Below are 21,768 nucleotides of genomic sequence, written 5' to 3' on the forward strand. Positions count from 1 at the left end.
GATCCATGGCAGACAATCATTACGACGCGATCGTCGTTGGCTCGGGAATCAGTGGCGGTTGGGCGGCGAAGGAACTGACCGAGAAGGGCCTCAAGGTGCTGATGCTGGAACGCGGCCGCAACATCGAGCACGTTAAGGACTACGTCAACGCGATGAAGGAACCGTGGGACTTCCCGCACCGCAACCGGCCAACCCAGGCGATGAAGGCCGCCTTCCCGGTGCTGATGCGCGACTACGCGCTGGCCGAGAACCTCCAGGGCATGTGGGCCGACGAACAGGAATCGCCCTACATCGAGACCAAGCGCTTCGACTGGTTCCGCGGCTACCACGTCGGCGGACGTTCGCTGATGTGGGGCCGGCAGAGCTATCGCTTCTCCGACCTGGATTTTGAGGCGAACCTCAAGGACGGCATCGCCACCGACTGGCCGATCCGCTACGCCGACATCGCACCCTGGTACGACCATGTGGAGAAGTTCGCCGGCATCGCTGGCACCCGTGAAGGGCTGGACGTGCTGCCGGACGGCCAGTTCCTGCCGCCGATCCCGTTGAACATCGTCGAAAAGGACGTGGCCGCGCGGATCAGGAAGGCCTTCGGCGGCACTCGGCACATGATCCACTCGCGCACCGCCAACATCACCCAGCCGATGCCCGAGCAGGGCCGCGTCAACTGCCAGTACCGCAACAAGTGCGTCCTCGGCTGTCCCTTCGGCGCGTATTTCTCGACACAGGCGGCGACGCTGCCGGCGGCGATGAAGACAGGCAACCTGACCTTGCGGCCGTTCTCGATCGTCAAGGAAGTGCTCTACGACAAGGACCGCAAGCGTGCGCGCGGCGTAGAGGTCATCGATGCCGAGACGGGGCAGACCTATGAGTACACGGCGAAGGTCATCTTCCTCAATGCGTCCTCCTTCAACTCGACCTGGCTGCTGATGAACTCGGCCACCGATGTCTGGGAGGGCGGGCTGGGCGCATCGTCGGGCGAGCTGGGCCACAACGTGATGGACCATCATTTCGGCGCGGGCGCCTCGGGCCGGGTCGATGGCTATGAGGACAAGTACTACTTCGGCCGTCGTCCCTGCGGCTTCTACATTCCCCGCTTCCGCAACGTGGCTGCGGACAAGCGCCGCTACCTGCGTGGCTTCGGCTACCAGGGCGGTGCCAGCCGCACGGGATGGTCGCGCGAGATCGCCGAGCTGAACATCGGTGCCGACCTGAAGGAGGCGCTGACCGTGCCCGGTGACTGGCGCATCGGCATGACCGGCTTCGGCGAAATGCTGCCGCACCACGACAACACGATCCGCCTGGACAGCGACCGCAAGGACAAGTGGGGACTGCCGGTGCTGGCGATGGATGTCTCCATGCGCGCCAACGAACTGGCCATGCGCAAGGACATGGCCGCCGATGCCGCCGAGATGCTCGAGGCCGCCGGCGTCAAGGACGTGGAGATGCATGACAATGACTACGCCCCGGGCAAGGGCATCCACGAAATGGGGACCGCGCGCATGGGCCGTGACCGCAGCACCTCCGTGCTGAACCAGCACAACCAGGTCTGGGATGCGCCCAACGTCTATGTGACCGACGGGGCGTGCATGACCTCCAGCGCGTGCGTGAATCCTTCATTGACCTACATGGCGCTGACGGCACGCGCTGCCGACCACGCCGTGCGCGAACTGAAAGCGGGGAATCTCTGATGGACCGCCGCGAACTGCTGAAGATGATCGTCGCCGCCACCGGTGCAGCCATGATCGGTCTGCCCGCACTCGGTCAGGCACAGGCTCCTGCCGCAGGGGCGAAGACGCCCTTCTCCGACGCGGATGTCGGCACGCTGGATGAGATCGCAGAGACCATCCTGCCGCGGACGAAGACGCCGGGGGCGAAAGACGCAGGCGCCGGTGCGTTCATGGCGACGTTCGTCAGCGACTGCTACACCGCCCGGCAGCAGACGACGTTCCGCGCCGGCCTGGCCGATATCGACAAACGCGCGGGCGGCCGCTTCGTTTCACTTGCGCCGCAGGCCCGCGCCGAGCTGCTGCGCGCGCTGGATACAGAGGCCAGGAAACACGCGGTCGAGGTGAGCGAGACAGGCACCGCCGAGGAGGGAGACGCGATGCCGCATTACTTCACGATGCTCAAGCAACTGGCCATCTTCGGTTTCTTCACTTCGAAGGTTGGCGCGACCGAGGTGCTGCAGTACGTCGCGGTGCCGGGGCGCTACGACGGCGACCTCGCCTATATCCCCGGTACACCGGCGTGGGGGACCAGCTGATGGAGCGCAACGGAATGATCACCCCTGTGCTGGTCGCCGCCGCCATGCTGGTTGCCGCACCTGCGCTCGCGCAGGCCGGTGCCGACCCTGCGCACGATCCGAAGAAGACCGAGGTCTGGACGCCGGTGCCCGCGAGCGTGGCCACGCCCCCAGGAAAGGCACCCTCCGACGCGATCGTGCTGTTCGATGGCAATGATGTGTCCGCCTGGGAGTCGGAGCAGGGCCGGCGCGTGCCTTGGCGCGTCGCCGATGGCGCACTGACGGTGGTTCCGGGCAGCAAGGGCATTCGCACCAGGCAGCACTTCTGCGACGTCCAGTTGCATGTCGAGTGGCGCACGCCTGTCGAAACCAAGGGCTTTGAGGGCCAGGACCGCGGCAACAGTGGCATCTTCCTGCAGGAACGCTACGAGCTGCAGGTGCTCGACAGTTACAACAATTCGACCTATGCCAACGGCCAGGCGGCCTCGCTCTACAAACAGGCCATGCCGCTGGTGAACGCCTCGCGTGCGCCGGGCGAGTGGCAGGCCTACGACATCCTCTGGAAGGCACCGCGCTTCTCGCCGGGCGGCGGGCTCACGTCGCCCGCGCGCATCACTGTGCTGCACAACGGTGTGCTGGTACAGGACGACACCGTGCTGGCGGGCAAGACCGAGTACATCGGCGCGCCTTCGTACGCGCCACATGGGTGTGCGCCGATCTACCTGCAGGAGCACGATTCCAAGGTCAGCTACCGCAACATCTGGGTGCGGCAGCTGTAGTGCAATCCTATTTCGCCAGGTAACTGGCGAGATTGTCGATTTCCTGTGGCGACAGCTGGGAAAAGGGCGGCATCAAGCCGCCGCCCTTGCTGATCTTTTCCTTGATCTGCGCCGGCTGCAACCGCTTGGCGACATCGGTGAGTGCGGGGAACGTCGGCGGAACGCCTGCCCGATTCGCGCCGTGGCAGGCCGTGCAGTGCACGGCATAGAGTTGTGCGCCAGCGGCCGGGTCGTCCTTGGACCACGCTGTGGGGGCCAGCACCGTGCCGAACAGCGTCAGGGCCAGCGTCAGGATCTTGTTCACGTGGGCTCCTTGGCAGGCTAGCGCGGTGCGCTGGCGGGCAGCGTGGCGGTGAGGTGTTGACGCAGGTAGTCCGCGCCCGTCTTGATGACCTTGGCCGGATCACGAGGGTGGTCGTGCTCGACGATGTACCAGTGCACGCCTGCCGCCGCGGCGGCAGGCAGGATCGCGTTCCAGTCCAGAACGCCCTGGCCAACGGCGGCGAAGCCGCCCTCGTCTTCGGCCTGGCCTCTGGGTGCGTTGTCCTTGGCGTGTACCGCGAAAACGTGGCCGCGGAATTTGCCCAGCATCACCACTGGGTCATGGCCCGCACGGGCTACCCAGGCCAGGTCCAGCTCGGTCTGCAGGTCGGGGCCGGCCGCAGCGAACAGCAGCTCCAGGCCGGTTTTGCCGTTGAAATCGACCAGCTCGAAGTCATGGTTGTGGTAAGCCAAGCGCATCCCCTGGGCGTTTGCCAGCGCCGCGATCTGGCCCAGTTCCTGGCCCAGTGCGGTCCAGCCTGCGGCATCGGTCGGCCGATCCTTCTTGTCCAGGTACGGCACCACCAGGGTGGTGTTTCCGATCGAGCGGTTGAAGGCCACCACCCCGTCCAGGTCGCTGCGCAGATCGGCCAGTTGCACGTGGGAGGAAATGGCCTTGATCGAATAGCGGTCCAGCAGGTGCTTGAGTTCGGTGGCGCTGACATTCTGGGTACCGACTGTCTCCACCGCGCCGACGCCCGCGTCATGCACGATCTTCAACTGCTGGTCGAGCGTGCCGGCGTCGCGCAGCGTGTACATCTGCACTGCGATGGGCTGCTGTGGACCGGCCGGGGCGCCTGCGAAGGCGGGCAGGGCAACGAGCAGCAGCAGTGCGAGGGTGGTGGTCCTGCGCGTAGCGATGTTCATCAACACATCCTCCCGGGATTCAACCGATGGTGGTCCAGGCACGGGACCTGGCCGATGCAATCACGCAGTCGACGATCAACGCCGAACGCAGGCCGTCCTCGAAGGTGGGCAGGCCCTGTGGCCGCTCGCCGTCGATGGCGTGGTAGGTGTCGGCGACGAACGCCTCGAAGCAGTGGCCGTAGCCCTGCGCATGGCCGGGCGGCAACACCGACAGCCGGCGTTGTTCGGCACTGCCGGCACCCGGCCCACGCACGAAGGTTTCCTCGCGCTGGTCGGGTCGGCCGATCCACAGCCGTTCGGCGTCCTCCTGGTTGAACGCCACGCTGGCCCGGGTGCCGTCGATCTCGAACCAGAGGCGATTGTGGCGTCCGGCCGAGACCTGGCTGACCGTCAATGACGCCAGCGTGCCTGCGCCGGTACGGAACATCGCCGCCGCTACGTCCTCGCTGCTGACCGGCTGCATCGCGCTACCGGCCACCGCGGTGGTGAAGCTCTGCCCGGTACCGGTGCTGCGCTCGGCGATCACCGTGGCGAATGCCGCACTGACGTCGACGAAGCGCTCGCCACTGACCCATTCCACCAGGTCGCACCAGTGCGAGCCGATGTCGGCGAACACGCGCGACGCGCCGCCCAGCGCCGGGTCCACGCGCCAGTTGTTGCTGGCCGGGTCCAGCAGCCAGTCCTGCAGGTAGCTGCCGTGGATCAGGTGAAGCGGCCCCAGTTCGCCCTGCGCGATGCGTGCGCGTGCCTCGCGCACCACGGGGTGGTAGCGGTAGACGAACGGCACCGTGGCGACCAGCCCGGTCGAGGCGGCCAATGCCGCCAGGGCCCGGGCGTCTTCCAGCGTGGTGGCCAGCGGTTTCTCGCAGATCACGTGCTTGCCCGCTTCCAGCGCGGCCTGCGCCATGGCGCGGTGCAGATGGTTGGGCGTGCAGACGTGCACCACCTGGACCTGTGGATCGGCGACCACCTCTTCGATGTCCCGATAGGCACGCGGCACGCCCCATGTCTGCGCCACGTCGCGTGCGCGCTGCGGTGACGAGGCGGCCACGCCCCGGATCTCCGCACCGGCCAGCAGCGCCGCGCGATGGTGTACGGCGCCGATCATGCCGGTGCCGACGATGGCAATTCCAAGCTTGGGCATCGGGTGCGGTCCTCAGGGGGTGGACGGTGCGGCCGCAACCACCGGCCGGTCGCGGAACAACAACAGGAAGGCGATCAGCACGACCAGCGCGACGCCCGCCGGGAACAGCCAGATCTGCTGCCAGTCCGGGCCAGCTGCCGAGGTGTAGTGCTCCACCACCGCGCCGGACAGGAACGTGCCGATCAACATGCCCACGCCGTACGTGGCCAGGGTGATGAACCCCTGCGCGCTGCTGCGCGCGGCGGGGCCGGCATGCGCATCGGTGTAGATCTGGCCGGTGACGAAGAAGAAGTCGTAGCAGATGCCGTGCAGCACGATGCCGATCACCAGCAGGGAGAAGCCGCTGCCTGCATCGCCGAAGGCGAACATCGCATAGCGCACTACCCACGCCGCCATGCCCACCGCCAGCATCGTCTTCACTCCCAGCCGCACGAACAGCAACGGCATGGCCAGCATCAGCAGCACTTCGGAGACCTGGCCCAGCGATTGCAGGCCGGCCGCGCCGCGCACGCCCAGATCGTTGAGGTACGGGTTGGTGAAGTTGTAGTAGAACGCCAGCGGGATGCAGATGGCGATGGAGGCAAGGAAGAACACCAGGTAGGAGCGCGACTTCAGAAGTCGCAGCGAATCCAGCCCCAGGATCTGTCCCAGCCCGGCGTCGCGCTGTTGCGCCAGCGGCGGCGTGTGCGGCAGCGTGAACGCATACAGGCCCAGCGCCAGCGACGCCATCGCCGCCATCCGGAACGTCAGCTCGAGCCGATGCGCCTGTTCCCAGCCCAGCCAGCCGATCAGCACGCCCGCCACGATCCAGCCGACGCTGCCGGCCACCCGCACGAGCGGAAACTGCTTTTCCGGCGACTGCATGTGCCGCATCGCCACACTGTTGGCCAGCGCCAGCGTTGGCATGAACAGCAGCATGTATCCCATGACATAGACGGAGAAGGTGCTGAAGTCCGTCGCCGTGGACGCCAGCCACATCAGCGCCGCGCCAGCGAGGTGGAGCACCGCGAGGATGCGCTGCGCTGCGAAGTAGCGATCCGCGATCAGGCCGACCAGGAAGGGCGCGACGATGGCGCCGATCGATTGGCTGAGGAACGCCGTCGCGACCTGGCTCGCGCTGGCCTGCAACGGCCCCTGCACCAGATAGGTCCCCAGGGTGACGAACCATGCCCCCCAGATGAAGAACTGCAGAAACATCATCGCGCCCAAGCGCGACATGGTGTGCGTCATGGTTTGCCCTCCCAGGCAGTGATGGCTCAGATCCCCAGCATGCGGCGCAGTGATCCAGAATCGGTGCCGCTGTCGGCAAAGTCGTCGAAGGCGCGCTCGGTCACGCGGATGATGTGGTCGCGGATAAACGCGGCGCCCTCGCGCGCGCCGTCTTCCGGGTGTTTCAGGCAGCACTCCCACTCCAGCACTGCCCAGCCGGGGAAGTCGTACTGCGCGAATTTCGAGAAGATCGCCTTGAAGTCGATCTGCCCATCGCCGAGCGAGCGGAACCGGCCCGGACGATCTATCCAGTCCTGGTAACCGCCATACACGCCACTGCGCGCGCTGGCGTGATACTCCGCGTCCTTGACGTGGAAGATGCCGATGCGCGCGTGGTAGCGGTCGATGAAACCCAGGTAGTCCATCTGCTGCAGCAGCAGATGGCTGGGGTCGTACAGGATCTTTGCGCGGGGGTGATGGTCCACCACATCGAGGAAGCGCTCGAACGTCGCGCCGTCATGCAGGTCCTCGCCCGGATGGATCTCGAAACACAGGTCCACGCCGCACGTGTCGAACGCATCCAGGATGGGGCGCCAGCGGCGGCCGAGTTCGGCGAAGGCTTCGTCCACCAACCCCGGCGGTCGTTGCGGCCAGGGATAGAAGTAGGGCCAGGCCAGCGCGCCGGAGAACGTGGCGTGCGCGGTCAGCCCCAGGCGCTGGCTGGCCTTGGCGGCCAGCAGCAGCTGCTCCACCGCCCAGGCCTGGCGGGCCGCGGGATCACCGCGTTTGTCCGGTGGCGCGAATCCGTCGAACAGACTGTCATAGGCCGGATGGACCGCAACGAGCTGCCCCTGCAGGTGGGTGGACAGCTCGGTGATCTGCAGGCCATGCCCGGCCAGCATGCCGGCGACATCGTCGCAGTAAGCCTGGCTGCGCGCCGCCTCGGCCAGATCGAACAGGTGGGGCGCGCTGGTCGGCACTTGTACGCCAGAATAGCCCAGCCCCGCGGCCCAGCCGGCCAGCGTGTCCAGCCGATCAAAAGGAGGTGTGTCGCCGATGAACTGCGCCAGGAACAGCGCTGGACCCTTGAGCGTTTTCAAGAGGATTCGCCCTCGATGCAATCGATTGCATTATCCTAGCAGGGGCATTCGAAAGACCCGTTGTGCACTGCACAGCGGAAGGAAGAGGTAACCCCCATGGCCACCATCTACGACATTGCAAAGCACGTCGGCGTCTCGGCCGGCACGGTGTCACGGGCGCTGTCCCGGCCGGAGAAAGTGCTGCCGGCCACGCGCGCGCGCATCGAGCAGGCGGCCGCCGCGCTGGGCTATGTCCCCAACACGGTTGCCCGGACACTCAAGACCCAGCGCAGCGGCAAGATCCTGGTCACCGTGCCGGACATCGCCAACCCGTTCTTCGCCCAGATCCTGCAGGGCGCGGAGGACGCGGCGCAGGCCGTTGGTTACGCCGTCCTGCTGGGCGATACCCAGAACCTGCCCGAGCGCGAGGAACGCTACGCGCAGATGCTCCGGCGCAACGAGGCTGACGGCCTGATCGTGCTGGGGCATCGCCTCCCGCCTACGGCACGTGACATCGTCCAGCAGCAGGGCATTGCCGCGCCGGTGGTCAACGGTTGCGAATTCGATCCCGCGCTGGGCATCCCCAGCGTCCACATCGACAACGCGGCCGCCGCGCGCGCCGTGATGGAACACCTGTACGGGCTGGGGCACGAGCGGATCGCCGTGGTCGGTGGGCCGCGCGACAATCCTCTGCACCAGCAACGACTGGAAGGCGTCCGGACCGCTGCCAAGGCGCGTGGCCGCCTGCGCCAGTTGAGCGTCGTGCCGGGCAACTTCACCATCGAATCTGGGCACGCGGCCGGGATGTCGCTGTTGGCGCGCGCGCCCGTGCCGACGGCGGTGTTCTGTTTCAGCGACCAGATGGCGCTGGGCGTCCTGGCGGCCTGCCGGGATCTGGGCATCCGGGTGCCGGGTGATCTGTCCGTCGTCGGCTTCGACGACCTGGCATCGTCGTGTTACCTCACGCCTCCGCTGACGACCATCAGGCAACCGATGCGGGAGATCGGTGCCCGCGCGGTCAACCTGCTGCTCGCCATCATCGAACGTGTCGATGTGCCGCTTCAGCAGACGCTGGATTTCAGTTTGATGGTGCGGGGCTCGACTGCAGCGCCCACACCGCATCCACTACCATGGGCCACCCGTCAGGATGCGCCCGCATGTCCATAGTGATCCCCGCGTTGCCCAAGCCGCCCACCGCCCGCATCGCCGCCTGGTTGCTGATGCTGCTGGGCATGTGGCTGACCTTGAAACTCGGGCTGGTGGTGACCCTGCTGTCGGGCCTGCTGGTGTTCCACCTGACCCACCTGCTGGCCTCCACCGTCGAAGGCAAGTTGCCGCCCGGGCGCGCACGGGCCTATTCGGTGATCGTCCTGTCGGCGCTGATCATAGGCGCGTTGACCCTGGCGGCGATCGGCATCGCCTCGTTTTTCCGCAACGAGACCGGTGGACCGGATGCGCTGTTGATGCGCCTGATGGACATCCTCAACACGTCCCGCCACCAGGTGCCGGACCTGCTGCAGCCCTATATCCCGGAAGACCTGCAGGCGCTGCGCACGGCCATGAACGACTGGGCGGCGACGCACCGCCAGCAGCTCGGCATCGCGGGTACCTCGGCGGTGCAGATCAGCGTGCGGATCCTGATCGGCATGGTGCTGGGGGCGATGATCGCGCTCTACGACGAGTTGCCCTTGCCCAAGATGGGGCCGCTGGCACAGGAGCTGATCGGCCGCACCAGCCGCATGGCCACGGCCTTCCGGCAGGTCGTGTTCGCACAGGTGAAGATCTCCCTGCTCAACACGCTGTTCACCGCCGTCTTCCTGCTCGGGGTACTGCCGCTGTTCGGTGTGCATCTGCCGCTGGCGAAAACCCTCGTACTGATCACCTTCCTCGCCGGTCTGCTGCCGGTGGTGGGCAACATCATCTCCAATACCGTCATCACCATCGTCGCGCTGTCGGTGTCGTTCTACGTGGCCGTGGTCGCGCTGCTGTACCTGGTGGTCATCCACAAGCTGGAGTACTTCCTCAACGCGCGCATCGTCGGGGGCGAGATCCAGGCACGTGCGTGGGAACTGCTGCTGGCGATGCTGGTGATGGAAGCCGCGTTTGGGCTGCCGGGACTGGTCGCGGCCCCGGTGTTCTATGCCTATATCAAGCGCGAACTGCTGGATCAGCGCTGGATCTGAGGGCTAGGCTGCCCTACAGCTTCAGGTTCAACGATACATACGCCGAGCGCCCCGGTGCGGGCGAGAACATCGGCTGGTCAGCACCGCCCCAGAAGAAGTTGTCGTACCACGCATACGCGTAATCACGGCCGGTCAGGTTCTTCACCTGCACGTCCACGCTCAGCCGCTCGGACAGCCGATACGACGCGCTGGCATCGAGCACCGCGAAGGCACCGAACTTGCCCTGCGTGTTGCGCTCTTCAATGTAGTAGTCACCCTGCATCCGGCCCTGCAGGCCGAAGGCCCAGCGCTCGTTGGTACGGTAGTCCACGCCGATGTTGCTGATGTAGCGCGGTGTGGCGATGACTTCGTTACCGGCCAGGGCGGTACCGTCGGTAGTGAAGGCGCTGACCACCTTGGCATGCTGGATGGCGTGTGAGCCCCACAGCGTCCACTGCTCGCCCAGGCGCGTGGTGACTTGCAGGTCGACGCCTTCGCGACGGGTCTGGCCCAGGCCGACCGAGGTGCCGGTGGCCGGCATGTTGGCGACCTCGTCGGTTGCATCCTGGCGCCACACCGCGATGCGCGCGTCGGTGCCGACGGCCGGGGTGAACTTGATGCCCACCTCCTTGCCGGTATTGATCGAGGGCCGGAACGTGTCCTGGCCGGCGGTGAGGTAGGCCGGTGCGGTGGAGCCGGTCAGTACCTGGAATGTTCTGCCCCAGTTGGCATAGACGTTCAAGGCCGGGGTGATCGCATAGACCACGCTCAGCTTGGGCTGCTCGATCGTGCCGTAGTGCTGCAGCGGGGCGGTGATGCCACCGGGCAGGCGGGTGCTGCCGGAGAAGCGGTCGACGCGGTAGGCGGGCACGATCTTCAGGGCAGGGGTGGGCTGATACACGGCCTGCACGTAAGCACCGTGGTTGTCCAGGGAATAGCGGTCGTCGTTCTGGATCCGCGCCGGGGTCGAGAAGTCGGTCGGGATGGCGTGGTTGTAGCGCAGGCGGCGATAGGTGTTGTCCTGGTGCTCGGCGTTGAGACCGCCTTCGACCGTCAGCGCAGGCGTGGCCGCCCAGGTCAGCGTACTGAGCAGGCCGGTCTGTTTCTCATCCCACTGGCGGCGCTGGCGCGGCGCGTTGCCGGGCACGTAGCCGGTGAAGGTGACCTGCCGATCGTCCTCGTAGCGGTTGTAGTACAGCTTGTTGCTGACATGCACGGTGTCGCTCAGCTGCAGGTCCAGATGGGTGCTGAGGTGGCGCATGTCGCGGTCGTCGAGATCGTTGGCATTCTTGAGCGCGGATCCGCGGCGGTCAGTGGCCAACTCTTCAGCCGTCATGAAGCCGGGCTCGTCCGCCTCGTGGTGGTACACCCGTGCGATCAGGCCGATGGTGAACAGGTCCTCGTCGCCGCTGTAGAACCACTTGCCGCCGAGCGAGTACTTTTTCGAGCGGTCATGATCGCGGTAGCCATCGGAGGCCTGTGACGCCAGGAAGTAGTTCTGGGCGACACCGTGCGCTTCGCGACCGATCGCGACCTGCGCTTCGCGGGTGTTGTAGCTGCCGTAGGTGAGCCGCGCATCGGTGTAGTTGCCACCCTGGCGGGTGCCGAGGTTGATGTTGCCGCCAATGTTGTGCAGGCCGTAGCGGGGATCGTTGGTCCCGCGCACGACTTCGATGTAGTCGATGTCCAGCGGGAACACCATGTCGATGAAGCGCTGGTTGCCGCTGTTGACGTTGCTGGGGATGCCGTCGATCAGGATCTTGATGCCGTTGAGGTAGCCCTCGCCGTTGAACGCGCGGAAGGTGGCCTTGCCGGACTCCGCGCCCTGGCGGGTTTCGGTGAGCTGCATGCCCGGCATCTGGCCGAGCAGCTCCCAGCTGTTGGACACATTCTTCTCATGCACCTGGTCGCCGCCCAGCACATCCACCGAGGTCAGCACGCGGCTGGCGGCCAAGGGGCGGTGTGAGCCTTCGCGCACGTGCACGCTGCCCAGGGTGATCGCAGCATCGCCGGATTGTGCGCGTGCTTCGCCTGCGCACAGGGTCGCCAATACGGCGGACACCATTGCCTTGGTTCTCATCGGGTCGTGCCTTTCCGGGCGTGTGGTTAAAAAGAAATAATATAACATTGCATTCGGTGCGGTCATCCGTCCTCTGACGGCCGCGCAGAGCAATGCGGGGGCCTGACGGATCCTCCCTGGCCAGGCTGCGGAAAAGGCCTGCGCTTCAGCAGGCCACAATCGTGGGGTGTCAGTGCGGCGCGGCGCCGCTCAGCGTGCTCGCGTTCTGGAACACCCATTGGCGTGACATGGTCTCCCAACGGTAATGCCGCAGCTTCAGCGCGGCGATCGGCTGCGCCGTAGCGATCTCAAGCCGTAGCGGCAGGCGATCCTGCTCCCAGCTCAGCGGTCGCTCGCGGCCTTCCCGCGTGCCAGTGCCGGCGGTGCGTCCGGCCATCTGCGTTGCGGCAGCGATCGGGCGGCCGGCCGCGTCCACCGGTACGGCTGTCGTCCAGACACCGCGGGTCTGTGCGGGCGGCGGGAGGTCCTGCAACACGGTGACGCGCTGGGGCGAGGTCCAGACGATCCGCGCCTGGGGATTGCGCTGCGACGATTGCCCTTGGGCAAGTGACTCACTGCCGTCCCACTGGTAAGTCTCCACATCGACCGTCGCCCGGAGGCTGTCGAGTGCCTCCAGTTGCGCCGCGCGCGTATCCAGCGGCAGCCGCAGTGGAAACGCCAGGTCGCTTTCGCCGATCTGGTAGCTCTCCATCAGCATCCAAAGGTGTGGCACCGGGACCGCCCGCAAGTGGGGAAGCGCACGACCGGCATGGTCGAGCAGTTCAACCTCGCGCATCCGCGCGGAGACCACCAGGGGTGGTGCGGTGGGGGTGTTGCCGGAGATGTCACGCGCGGCGCGCATCTCACCTCCCAGGCGGAGCAGAGGGCGCGATGTGCGGGCATCAGGCCTGAGACCGAACAGCAGGCTCTTCTCGATGCGAGGCAGCGCGGCCGCATCGAGCATCCAGGGCTCCAGCGTGCCATCTTCCTGCGAATCCACGACGTAATCTGCCGGATCGCGCGATGGAGCAGAGAAGGGAGGGCGCCGCAGCGCCTCATCGGTGGCGTCATGCGCCGACGCGCCGTCCTCATCCGAGAGCACGTCCGGCGTGGCGATCTCGGCAAGGTTCGCCAGGTGCATACGGTGCGTGGTGGCCGGCGTGCCGTTCTTGCCGGCGGCCACGTGGAATTCGAAGCGCGCTTCCAACGGCATGCCGTCGGCACGGCGCAACGCCTGGCGGCCGGTACCGCGCAAGGTGTCGCCCTCCACGGTGGTGTCCAGCACCACGGCATCGGCGGTCACCGCACGGACCTGCATGCGCCACACGATCGCGCCCAGACCCTGCGTGGCATCGTGCTGCACGAGGTGCTGGCCCACCGTAAGCGCCGCGGGCAGACGCCGGGGGCGCAGGCCGAGCGCCTGCTCCGACGAGGTCAGCACCTGCGCCAGGTAGGGCTGACGGGCAGTGAGTGCCTGCCATGCCTGTGGCGCCAGTGAACGCACCTCGGTGACACGGCCCTGGTCGTCCAGATGCATGTCGATGCCGGCGGCCATGACCTCGAGCAGCGCCTGCGCATCGGGCGTATCCGGATCCAGCGCCAGCGTGCTGCGGCCGACGCCGCTGCCGGTCGGCGCGGACCACAGCAGGCGCGTGCGAAGACCGTGGCCGGGCGCCAGGGTCACACCGGTCAACATGCGTTTGCGCAGCGCGGGGGTCGCGCTGTCGGCCGCGCTGACCTGTTGGCTGATGAAATAGACCGCTTCGGCAGGCGGGGCAGCGGCAGCGGACGCACCGTTGAAGAAGAGAATGCCCAGCAACGGGCCGCGCAGTGACGCCATCCTTGTAGTCCTTGTCCTGGGAGTGCCGGCGTGCACCCGCAGGATCGGACAGCGTGCAGGTGCAGCGTATCGACGGCGGGTACAACGGACGACAGTTTCCCACACCCACCGGCGCGGCCGACACTGCACCCGCCTGCCCGGCGCTGCCTGAATCATCCCGAACGCCTGCACTGGAATGCGCGGCCTGAATCAGGAACGATGGCAGTGTTTGTCCCCCCACGTTTCCAGGATGTGCCTGTGCTGAGTGTGATCGGCTGTTTGCTTGCGTTGTATCTGGTGTGGCGCGTGATCTGGCCGCTGCGGCTGTCGCGTCCGGTGCGGATCGTACTGGGCCTGCTGGTGGTCGCACTGGCGCTGCACCACCGGATCGTGGCCCAGTTCGCCGGGACCATGGCCTCGCCCGAGATTCCCAAAGCGGTGATCGCGGTGCTTGCGACCGGGTTCACCACGCTGCTGATCAGTGCGGTGTTCGTGCTGGTGCTGGATGCGCTGCTGCTGATCGCGCGACTGGTCCGGGCGCAGCGCGTGCTGCCGATGCTGCGTGCGCCGTGGCTGCGCCCTGCAGCGGGCACATTGGCGTTGCTGCTGTCCGCCTACGGTATCTGGCAGGGCATGGCGGTCCCCAAGCCGCGCCAGATCGAGGTGGCCATCGACGGGCTGCCGGCCGCGTTTGACGGCTACCGGGTGCTGCAGCTCACCGACATCCATGCCAGCCGCCTGCTCACCGGTGCCTGGGTGGAGAAGGTGGTCACCCAGAGCAATGCCCTGCATCCGGATCTGGTGGTGATCACCGGGGATCTGATCGACGGCAGCGTCAGCGCCCGCGCCAACGACTTCGCGCCGCTGGCCAGGCTGCGCGCACCCGATGGCATCATCGCGATCACCGGCAATCATGAGTACTACGCGCAGTACGCCGAGTGGATGCAGGCCTTTCGCGGGCAGGGCATGCAGGTGCTGGAGAATACCCACACGCAGGTCCAGCGTGACGGTGCGACGTTGACCATCGCCGGTGTCACCGATCCGGTGGCTGCGCGCTACGGCCTTCCCATGCCGGACCTGACCGCCGCACTGGCCGGCGCGGACCCGCAGGCGCCGGTGATCCTGCTCGACCATCGTCCGGTGGAGGCACGCGCGAATGCCGCGAAGGGCGTCGCGCTGCAGCTCTCCGGCCACACCCACGGCGGCCACATCATCGGTATGAATCAGTTGGTCAAGCGCGCCAACGGCGGCTTCGTGTCCGGGCGCTACGAGGTGGATGGCATGACCTTGTATGTCAGCAACGGTGCCGGGCTGTGGCCGGGCTTCGCAGCACGTATCGGCGTGCCGTCGGAGATCACGCTGATTACGCTTCGGTCGCGCTGATGGTGTGTGGATGCGTGCCCGATGAGGATCACCTCATGTGAAATTTCCGCCAGTGGGTGTGCACGCCTCGGTCACCGGGCTGCGCGGAGGCTGGGCGCACGAGCCCTGACCTGCGGAGATGCCATGACCACCCTGACCCTGCCCGAATTGGCCAAGAAGATGGCCGGCATAGATTTCGCGATGCTGCAGACCCACACCGCCAGCGGCGAGATCGCCGGCCGGCCGATGAGCAACAACGGCGATGTCGATTACGACGGTGACAGCTACTTCTTCGCCTTCGACAGCGCGGATATGGTGGCCGAGATCGAGCGCGACCCGAAAGTGGCGCTGTCCTTCACCGGCAGCAAATCGCTGCTGGGCAAGCCGCCGCTGTTCGTGGCGGTGGAAGGCCACGCCACGCTCAGCCGCGACCGCGCGACCCTGCAGGCGCATTGGGTCCCTGACCTGGAGCGCTGGTTCAAGCAGGGCGTGGATACGCCCGGCATCGTGCTGATCCAGGTCAACGCGACCCGCATCCACTACTGGTCGGGCGAGGATGACGGCGAGATCCGCCTGTAAGCGATGCCTGCCCCGTCGATCAAGATCGGCTGCGCAGGCTGGTCGATTCCCGGCCGTCATGCCGCATTGACCGGAGAGGGCGAGAGCATGCTCGCGCGCTACGCAACGCGTTTCCCGGTGGTGGAGATCAACTCGTCCTTCTACCGGCCGCACCAGCAGCGCACGTATGAAAGGTGGGCGGCAAGCGTGCCGGCTGCGTTCCGCTTCTCGGTGAAGCTGCCCAAAGCCATCTCGCACGAGGCGGCGCTGCGCGGTTGCGGTCCGGCGCTGGACCGCTTCCTAGAGGAAACTGCCGGCCTGGGCCGCACGCTCGGCGGGCTGTTGCTGCAGCTTCCGCCGAGCCATGCCTTCGATGCGCGGGTTGCGGCCGGCTTCTTCGGCACGCTGCGCCGTCGCACCGATGTGCGCGTGGTCTGCGAGCCACGGCACGCCAGCTGGTTCGGGCCGCAGGCCGACGCGCTGCTGCAGCGCCATGCGATCGGGCGTGTCGGTGCCGATCCTGCGCGGGTTCCCGAGGCTGCGCAGCCAGGCGGTGACGCCCGATGGCGTTACTGGCGATGGCATGGCGCGCCCCGCATGTACTACAGCGCGTATGACGATGCGGCGCTGCATGCAGTGGCGAGAACGGTTGCTGCGCGGACAGCCGGTGCGCGCTGGGTGATCTTCGACAACACTGCCCATGGGTTCGCCATCGCCAATGCGGCCCGGCTGCAGGACATCCTGAGCGGCGCCGCTCTCCAGGAGCCCGGAGATGCCTGAAGGTCCCTCCATCGTCATCCTGCGCGAGGCCGCTGCCAAGTTCCGCGGCAAGACCGTGCGCCTGGCCACCGGCAACAGCTCGCTCGACCTCACCCGGATGGAGGGCCGCCGCGTGGTCGCGCTGCGCAGCTGGGGCAAGCACTTCCTGATCGAGTTTCGCGGCTTCAGCCTGCGCGTGCACATGCTGTTGTTCGGCAGCTACCGCATCGATGAGCGCAAGCCGTCGCCACCGCGGGTGTCGCTGCAGTTCGACAACGGCGAGCTCAACCTCTATGCCTCGTCGGTGAAGTACATCGAAGGCGCGCTGGAGGACACCTACGACTGGCGCGGGGATGTGATGGACCCGGCCTGGGATCCCGGGCTGGCGCGCAGGAAGCTCAAGCAGCAGCCGGAAACGTTGATCTGCGACGCGCTGCTGGACCAGGATATCTTTGCCGGCGTGGGCAACATCATCAAGAACGAGGTGCTGTTCCGCACCCACGTGCATCCCGAATCCACGGTCGGCGCGCTGCCATCGCGCAAGTTGGGCGAGATCATCAAACAGGCGCGGCAGTACAGTTTCGATTTCCTGGACTGGAAGCGGCAGTTCGTATTGCGCCAGCATTGGCTCGTGCATACCAAGCGCACCTGTCCCCACTGCGGCGGGCCGATCAGCAAGACCTACCCGGGCACTACCCGGCGGCGGGCGTTCTTCTGCCCGGTGTGTCAGGTGCGCTACGGCGCCGCGCCTGCCGGGCGCAAAGCCGCGCCGAACGCACGCAAGGCCGCCCCGAGGCGTTCAGCCAGGTCCTCGCCCATGGCGTAGGATGGGGGCAACACGCACGTACGCGCGTCCTGCGCGATCGACACCTGATCGCCTTCGCTCCTTTCTCAGAGCCCTTCATGCCGCCAGCGGAATGAAGGCTCCCGTGTCCCACGGAGCGCTCATGCCGGGCTATACCACCCGCTTTCTCACCATCCCGGTCGGCGGGCACGACTTCCGTATCCGCGCGCTGAGCGATCTGCAGCAGTTTTCCGATCCCACCGGACGCGCCCAGCGGGCCGGCATCCACTCGTCGTTGTGGAGCCTGTTCGGTCAGATCTGGTCGGCCGGCCGCGCGCTGGCCGATACCATGAGCCACGTCGACGTGACCGGTAAGCGGATCCTGGAGCTGGGCTGCGGGCTGGGCCTGTCCAGCCTGGTGCTGGCCCATCGCGGCGCGGATGTCGTGGCGACCGACCACCACCCATTGGCCGAATCCTTCCTGGCCTACAACGCCGGCCTCAACGATCTGCCCGCGGTGACTTACCGCGACCTGCCCTGGGAAGTCCCCGATGGCTCGCTGGGGCGATTCGACCTGATCATCGGCAGCGACATCCTCTACGAACGGGGGCATGCCCATCAGATCGCGGCGATGATGCAGCGGCATGCCAAACCGGACGCGGAGCTGCTGATCACCGATCCCGGCCGCGGCAACGTGGGCTCGTTCTCGCGTGGCATGGCCCTGCAGGGCTTTGATGTGACCGAGGAACTGGGATTGTTCGAGGATGAAGGCAATGCGCCGGGTAACGGCCGCCTGCTGAGCTATCGGCGGGGTGCGGTGCGGCCGGCGGCCGTGGCCTGAGCAGTCTGCTGTGACGCGGCGTGCAGATCGACTGGCGTAGGCTGTCGCCGTCCAGATGCGGCCCAGGCGGCCGGGAGTTCCTCGATGCGATCTCGTCCCCTGCCGCGCCGCGAAGGCCTGCGTGTTTTCAGGATGCACGCTTGAGTACGGCTGCCACCGCGCCCACCGCCCGCCCGCAGACGCGCTCGATGATCATCGCCGGCCTCTCCACCGTGGTGGAGTGGTACGACTTCACCCTTTACCTGTATCTGGCCACGGTGCTGTCGCGCGTGTTCTTCGGCGGCGGCGAGAATGCGCTGCTGGCCACCCTGGCCGGGTTTGCGGTGTCGTATCTGATGCGCCCCTTGGGTGCACTGGTCTTCGGCCACCTCGGCGACCGTTTCGGGCGGCGCTACATGCTGCTGGCCTCGATGTTGCTCATGACCGTGGCGATGCTCGCCACCGCGCTGCTGCCCACCTTCGAAAGCATTGGCGCGACCGCCGGTGTGCTGCTGTTGCTGCTGCGCTGCCTGATGGCGTTCTCCGTGGGCGGCGAGTACACGGGCGTGGTCGCCTATCTGCTGGAAACCGCACCCGTGCGCAGGCGCGGGCTGGTGACCTCGTTGGCCTCGGCCGCGAGCGAGGTGGGGGCCCTGCTGGCGGTGGCATTGTCGGCACTGACCGTCGCGCTGCTGAGCACGGCGCAGCTGGATGGCTGGGGCTGGCGGATTCCGTTCTTCGTCGGGGCGGCGCTGGCCGGTGCGATCCTGCTGGCACGTTCGACCATGCACGAGTCGCCCGAGTTCGAGCGGCAGCAGGCCGAGGGCACCGTGCCGACGTCGCCGATCCGCGATAGTTGGCGGCACCACAAGCCCGCGATTGCGCGCACGTTTGCGATCTCCGCACTGGGCTCGATCACCTATTACGTCGGAATCACCTATGTGCCCGCGTTCCTCGGTTCGGTGGGGCAGGTGAGTGAATCGGAGGCGTTGTGGCTGTCCACGGTCGCGGCGGTGGCGGTGATCGTGGTGACGCCGCTGGCGGGTGCGCTGTCGGACCGGGTCGGGCGCCGCCCGGTGTTGATCGCGCTGGCCGCGCTGTCGGCGCTGCTGCCGTTGACGATGTTCTCGGTGATGGCCGGCGGCAGCACCGTGGCGATCGGTCTGGCGGCGGTGGTGCTGGCGTGTCTGGCCGGTGGGGTGAGTGCGGTGGCGGCCCCGGCCACGGCCGAGCAGTTCCCCGGCGAAGGGCGCCTCAGCGGGCTGGCACTGGGCGTCACCATGGCCACGGCGTTCTTCGGTGGCGCGACGCCGTTGCTGGCCGAACTGCTGGTGCGGCATACCGGTTGGTCGTCGGCCCCCGGGGCGATGATCGCCGTGGTGGCGGTAGTGGTGCTGCCGGTGATGTGGACGCTGCGCGAGACGCGACCCAGGTAGTGCCGGCCGCTGGCCGGCTCCACGCAATGCCGGGTCTTCGAGGAGCCGGCCAGCGGCCGGCACTACCGGTATACGGTGGGTTGCACAAAACAGAACAGGCCGCCCGAAGGCGACCCGTTCGTTCAACACAGCGATGTCGTCGGGCCTCAGTACTTCCAGCGCAGGCTCACCGCAACAAGGCGCGGCTCGCCGTAGTTGTTGTAGTCCAGGTTGGCCCAGTAGGTCTTGTCCAGCGCGTTGCGCACGCTCAAGGTCGCCGTCCAGCTGTCGCTGATGCGGTAGTTGGCGTTGAACTGCACCAGCGCATACGCCGGCTGGTTCACCGTCACCGTGCCGCCGAGCGGATAGGGGATGTTGTAGCCCTGCACCTTGCTCTGCCACTGCACGCCCGCACCCACGCTCAGGCGCTCCAGCGCGCCGCGCAGCCGCACCTGGGTGTTGAGCTGCAGCAGATCTTCGGCCGGGTTGGCATACAGCAGATCGGTAGCCGCGCGGGTCACCTTGACGTGGGTGAAGCCGGCATTGACGGTCCAGCCCGGCAGGATCTCGCCGTTGACGTCCACTTCCCAGCCGCGTGCCTTGGTGCCATTGATGCCGATGTAGGCCGAGCTGCCATCGCTGAGCGAGCGCTCCGGCACGCTCGTGTCGAGCACCGCGTAGTTGTCCTGCTTGGCCTCGAACACCGCGGCATTGGCGGTCAGGCGGCCGTCGAACCACTGCGACTTGATGCCCGCTTCCAGATTCGAACCTTCCACCGGCGCCAGCAGGTTTTCGTTGCGGTCCTTGAAGTTCTGCGGGTTGAAGATTTCGGTGTAGCTCGCGTACGCCGCCACCTGCGGAGTAATGTCGTATACCAGGCCTACATAGGGCGTGACTTCATCGGTCACTTTGTACGCGCCGCTCGTACCGGTATACGCACCGGCCGCGTTGTAGGAGCGGGACAGCGTTTCCCAGCGGCTCAGGCGCGCACCGGCGATCAGCGCCAGTGGATCGGCCAGGCGCAGGCGGGTAGCGACGTAGACGCCGCTCTGCGTGGTCTTGGCGACGCGGCGTGCGCCGGTACGTGCGTAGGTCACTTCGGAGATGTCGCCATCCCAGGCGCGGATATCCGGGATGTAGTAGCAGCGCTCGGTCCCGCAACGTGCCCAGTCGGTGGGATAGCGCAGCGCGATGGTGTTGGTGGTGCCTTCCAGATCCGCCCACTGCCCGCCTACGGTCAGGTCGTGCTCGCGGCCGAACAGGGAGAACGTGCCGCTCAGGTAGGCATCCACGTTGCGGCGGGTGTCTTCGGAATCGCCGGCGGCGGTGCGCAGGAAGATGCCCGCACCGGTGGCCGGATCCGGGTAGCCACTGCCGTACACGCGCACGTTCTGCACGTTGCCCTGGGTGTAGGCGGTGTTGATCTTCAGCAGCCAGTTCTCACCGAAGCGCTGTTCCAGGTTCGCGAACGTGGTGCTGGTCTCGCGCTGCCAGTAGCTCCACTTCGGCGCCACGTTGGTCGAGCGCGGCAGATGCGCGAAGTCGCCCTGGCTGTTGAAGAACGGCACCGTGCCCCAGGTCGAACCGACCGGATTGTTGTCCTGGGTCTGGTAGCCCACGGTCAGCGTGGTGCTGTCGGTCAGGTCGCCTTCCAGCACGGCCATGCCGGCCATCTTGTTCTCGTGGTACCGGTCGTAATACAGATCACGGTCGGTGTAGGCGGCGACCACGCGGCTGCGGAAACGGCCGTCAGCGGTCAGCGGCGCGGTCACGTCGGCTTCCATGCGCTGGTAGTCCCAGCTGCCGGCGCTCACCGCGAAGGAGGCATCGAATTCCTTGCCCGGGCGCTTGCGCAGCAGGTTGACCGTGGCCGATGGCACACCGGCGCCGCTCAGCAGGCCGTTGGCGCCGCGGATCACTTCGACGCGATCGTAGAAGGCGGTGTCGTATTCCTGGTTGGTCGAGCCGCTGTAGGTGGGGATGCCGTCCACCTGGAAATCGGTGATGGCGAAGCCGCGTGCGTAGTACAACGGACGCTGGGTGTCGTAGAAGGAGACGCTGACGCCGGTGACGTTGCGCATCACATCGTTGATGCTGAACAGCGATTCGTCCTGCAGGCGCTGCAGGCCGATCGAGGTAGCCGACTGCGGGGTTTCCTGCAGGCTGATCGGCAGCCGCGTGGTGCTCGACGGCATCGCCCGCGCACCGACCACGCTGACCTTGTCCAGGGTCTTGGCATCGGCATTGCTGCTGGCGTCTGCCGGCGCATCGGCGAAGGCCTGCGGCGCGGTCAGCATCAACACGGAAAGCAGGGCCAGGCCCAGCGGGGCACGGCGGGGGAGGCGAAGCGAAGCAGCGCAGGCGTACATGCGGGTCTCGTGATGAT

Annotated in this window: 19 protein-coding genes; 11 read left to right on the forward strand and 8 right to left on the reverse strand. The window is 66.8% G+C overall.

What is annotated here, in order from left to right; translation table 11 throughout:
- The first annotated feature begins 5 nt into the window (after positions 1-5).
- Genes ABE463_RS16165 through ABE463_RS16175 form a run of 3 tightly spaced genes read left to right on the forward strand, consistent with a single transcriptional unit; the run spans position 6 to position 3,024 of the window.
- Positions 6-1,691, forward strand: coding sequence for a GMC family oxidoreductase (locus ABE463_RS16165; RefSeq protein ID WP_346468853.1), 1,686 nt, complete (start codon positions 6-8; stop codon positions 1,689-1,691).
- Positions 1,691-2,266: a gluconate 2-dehydrogenase subunit 3 family protein gene (locus ABE463_RS16170; RefSeq protein ID WP_346468854.1), complete on the forward strand. Its 576-nt coding sequence runs from the start codon at positions 1,691-1,693 to the stop codon at positions 2,264-2,266. Before ABE463_RS16165 ends, ABE463_RS16170 begins: the two co-directional genes overlap by 1 nt.
- Before the next feature lie 14 nt (positions 2,267-2,280).
- A complete protein-coding gene (locus ABE463_RS16175) occupies positions 2,281-3,024 on the forward strand; it encodes a DUF1080 domain-containing protein (RefSeq protein ID WP_346468855.1) in 744 nt (247 codons plus the stop codon).
- A gap of 7 nt (positions 3,025-3,031) precedes the next feature.
- Here the strand turns inward: ABE463_RS16175 and ABE463_RS16180 are convergent, their stop codons facing one another.
- From ABE463_RS16180 to ABE463_RS16200, 5 genes are read right to left on the reverse strand one after another with little or no spacing between them, the layout of a single operon-like run.
- A complete protein-coding gene (locus tag ABE463_RS16180; protein ID WP_265309807.1) occupies positions 3,032-3,310 on the reverse strand; it encodes a cytochrome c in 279 nt (92 codons plus the stop codon).
- A gap of 35 nt (positions 3,311-3,345) precedes the next feature.
- On the reverse strand, positions 3,346-4,212 hold the full coding sequence (locus tag ABE463_RS16185) for a sugar phosphate isomerase/epimerase (protein WP_346468856.1): 867 nt from the start codon (positions 4,210-4,212) through the stop codon (positions 3,346-3,348).
- A 19-nt stretch (positions 4,213-4,231) separates the two neighbouring features.
- Entirely contained in the window at positions 4,232-5,356 is a 1,125-nt protein-coding gene (locus tag ABE463_RS16190; protein WP_346468857.1) for a Gfo/Idh/MocA family oxidoreductase, read from the reverse strand.
- Between the two features lie 12 nt (positions 5,357-5,368).
- Positions 5,369-6,586, reverse strand: coding sequence for a nucleoside permease (locus tag ABE463_RS16195; RefSeq protein ID WP_346468858.1), 1,218 nt, complete (start codon positions 6,584-6,586; stop codon positions 5,369-5,371).
- 26 nt (positions 6,587-6,612) lie between these two features.
- On the reverse strand, positions 6,613-7,665 hold the full coding sequence (locus ABE463_RS16200) for a sugar phosphate isomerase/epimerase family protein (RefSeq protein ID WP_346468859.1): 1,053 nt from the start codon (positions 7,663-7,665) through the stop codon (positions 6,613-6,615).
- 96 nt (positions 7,666-7,761) lie between these two features.
- Between ABE463_RS16200 and ABE463_RS16205 the strand changes: the two genes are divergently transcribed.
- On the forward strand, positions 7,762-8,811 hold the full coding sequence (locus tag ABE463_RS16205) for a LacI family DNA-binding transcriptional regulator (RefSeq protein ID WP_346468860.1): 1,050 nt from the start codon (positions 7,762-7,764) through the stop codon (positions 8,809-8,811).
- Entirely contained in the window at positions 8,802-9,827 is a 1,026-nt protein-coding gene (locus tag ABE463_RS16210) for an AI-2E family transporter (RefSeq protein WP_346468861.1), read from the forward strand. Before ABE463_RS16205 ends, ABE463_RS16210 begins: the two co-directional genes overlap by 10 nt.
- A 13-nt stretch (positions 9,828-9,840) precedes the next feature.
- Here the strand turns inward: ABE463_RS16210 and ABE463_RS16215 are convergent, their stop codons facing one another.
- Positions 9,841-11,886: a TonB-dependent receptor gene (locus tag ABE463_RS16215; protein WP_346468862.1), complete on the reverse strand. Its 2,046-nt coding sequence runs from the start codon at positions 11,884-11,886 to the stop codon at positions 9,841-9,843.
- Positions 11,887-12,055: 169 nt separating this feature from the next.
- Positions 12,056-13,705, reverse strand: coding sequence for a hypothetical protein (locus ABE463_RS16220; RefSeq protein ID WP_346468863.1), 1,650 nt, complete (start codon positions 13,703-13,705; stop codon positions 12,056-12,058).
- A 237-nt stretch (positions 13,706-13,942) separates the two neighbouring features.
- Between ABE463_RS16220 and ABE463_RS16225 the strand changes: the two genes are divergently transcribed.
- The 6 genes from ABE463_RS16225 to ABE463_RS16250 all read left to right on the forward strand — a co-directional run bounded on the left by ABE463_RS16225 (position 13,943) and on the right by ABE463_RS16250 (position 19,403).
- On the forward strand, positions 13,943-15,067 hold the full coding sequence (locus tag ABE463_RS16225; RefSeq protein ID WP_346468905.1) for a metallophosphoesterase: 1,125 nt from the start codon (positions 13,943-13,945) through the stop codon (positions 15,065-15,067).
- Between the two features lie 123 nt (positions 15,068-15,190).
- Complete coding sequence (locus ABE463_RS16230; protein WP_259261328.1) at positions 15,191-15,625, forward strand: pyridoxamine 5'-phosphate oxidase family protein; 435 nt, start codon at positions 15,191-15,193, stop codon at positions 15,623-15,625.
- 3 nt (positions 15,626-15,628) lie between these two features.
- Complete coding sequence (locus ABE463_RS16235; protein WP_346468864.1) at positions 15,629-16,384, forward strand: DUF72 domain-containing protein; 756 nt, start codon at positions 15,629-15,631, stop codon at positions 16,382-16,384.
- Entirely contained in the window at positions 16,377-17,189 is an 813-nt protein-coding gene (locus ABE463_RS16240) for a DNA-formamidopyrimidine glycosylase family protein (protein ID WP_346468865.1), read from the forward strand. Before ABE463_RS16235 ends, ABE463_RS16240 begins: the two co-directional genes overlap by 8 nt.
- Positions 17,190-17,310: 121 nt before the next feature.
- A complete protein-coding gene (locus ABE463_RS16245) occupies positions 17,311-17,988 on the forward strand; it encodes a methyltransferase domain-containing protein (protein ID WP_346468866.1) in 678 nt (225 codons plus the stop codon).
- Positions 17,989-18,176: 188 nt separating this feature from the next.
- Positions 18,177-19,403 (forward strand): MFS transporter, encoded by a 1,227-nt coding sequence (locus ABE463_RS16250; RefSeq protein WP_346468906.1) that lies wholly within the window; start codon positions 18,177-18,179, stop codon positions 19,401-19,403.
- Positions 19,404-19,549: 146 nt separating this feature from the next.
- Here the strand turns inward: ABE463_RS16250 and ABE463_RS16255 are convergent, their stop codons facing one another.
- Entirely contained in the window at positions 19,550-21,751 is a 2,202-nt protein-coding gene (locus ABE463_RS16255; protein WP_346468867.1) for a TonB-dependent siderophore receptor, read from the reverse strand.
- Between the last annotated feature and the right edge of the window lie 17 nt (positions 21,752-21,768).

Source organism: Stenotrophomonas sp. TWI819 (assembly GCF_039673075.1).
Taxonomy (GTDB): Bacteria; Pseudomonadota; Gammaproteobacteria; order Xanthomonadales; family Xanthomonadaceae; genus Stenotrophomonas; species Stenotrophomonas rhizophila_B.